The 1,472-nt window shown below is 67.5% G+C and carries 1 protein-coding gene; it reads right to left on the reverse strand.

Annotation, left to right across the window (positions count from 1 at the left end; translation table 11 throughout):
- On the reverse strand, positions 1 to 1,472 hold a 1,472-nt coding region (gene rpoB, locus ACWDXC_RS45235; protein ID WP_449993256.1), incomplete at both ends, for a DNA-directed RNA polymerase subunit beta.

Below are 1,472 nucleotides of genomic sequence, written 5' to 3' on the forward strand. Positions count from 1 at the left end.
CGGATGATCCCGCGCTCGTCGAGGTCGGCCAGGACCTCCTCGGAGACGTTCGGGATGTCGCGGGTGATCTCCTCCGGGCCCAGCTTGGTGTCACGGGCGTCGACCTCGTGCTCCTCGATGTGGATCGAGGAGAGGACGTCGTCCTGGACCAGCCGCTGGGACAGGATGATCGCGTCTTCGTAGTTGTGGCCCTCCCACGGCATGAACGCCACGAGGAGGTTCTTGCCCAGCGCCATCTCGCCCTTGTCGGTGCAGGGACCGTCGGCGATGACCTGGTTGACCTCGATGCGGTCGCCCTCGGCCACGATGGGCTTCTGGTTGAACGAGGTGCCCTGGTTGGAGCGCTTGAACTTGGCCACCCGGTAGGTCGTCCGGGTGCCGTCGTCGTTCATGACCGTGACGTAGTCGGCGGAGACCTCCTCGACCACGCCGGCCTTCTCGGCGCTGATGACGTCACCGGCGTCGGTCGCGGCACGGTATTCCATGCCGGTGCCGACCAGCGGCGCCTCGCTCTTGAGGAGCGGCACCGACTGGCGCTGCATGTTGGAGCCCATGAGCGCGCGGTTGGCGTCGTCGTGCTCGAGGAAGGGGATCATCGCGGTGGCGACCGACACCATCTGGCGCGGCGACACGTCGATGTAGTCGACTTCCTCGGCGCGGGCGAGCTCGGTCTCGCCGCCCTTGGTGCGGACCAGGACGCGGGACTCGGCGAACGACCCGTCGGGGTTGAGCACCGTGTTGGCCTGCGCCTTGACGAAGCGGTCCTCCTCGTCGGCGGTCAGGTAGTCGATCTGGTCGGTGACCTTGCCGTCGACGACCTTGCGGTAAGGAGTCTCGACGAAGCCGAAGGCGTTGATCCGGCCGTAGGAGGCCAGCGAGCCGATGAGGCCGATGTTGGGGCCTTCAGGGGTCTCGATCGGGCACATCCGGCCGTAGTGGGACGGGTGCACGTCTCGGACCTCGAAGCCGGCCCGCTCACGCGACAGACCACCGGGGCCCAGCGCGGACAGACGCCGCTTGTGCGTCAGGCCGGCCAGCGGGTTGGTCTGGTCCATGAACTGCGACAGCTGCGAGGTGCCGAAGAACTCCCGGATCGACGCGACGACCGGGCGGATGTTGATCAGCGTCTGCGGTGTGATCGCCTCGACGTCCTGCGTCGTCATGCGCTCGCGCACGACGCGCTCCATCCGGGCCAGGCCCAGGCGGACCTGGTTCTGGATCAGCTCGCCGACGCTGCGCAGGCGGCGGTTGCCGAAGTGGTCGATGTCGTCGGTCTCGACGATCACGGTGTCGACCGGCGCGCCCTCGGCCGCCGGCATCGTCTCCTCGCCCGCGTGGAGGCGGACGATGTACTCGATCGTGGCGACGATGTCCTCTTCGGTCAGCGTGCCCTGCGTGATCTCCGCACCGACCCCGAGCTTCTTGTTGATCTTGTAGCGGCCGACCTTGGCCAGATCGTAACGCTTGGGGTT

This window comes from Nonomuraea sp. NPDC003214 (assembly GCF_053590035.1).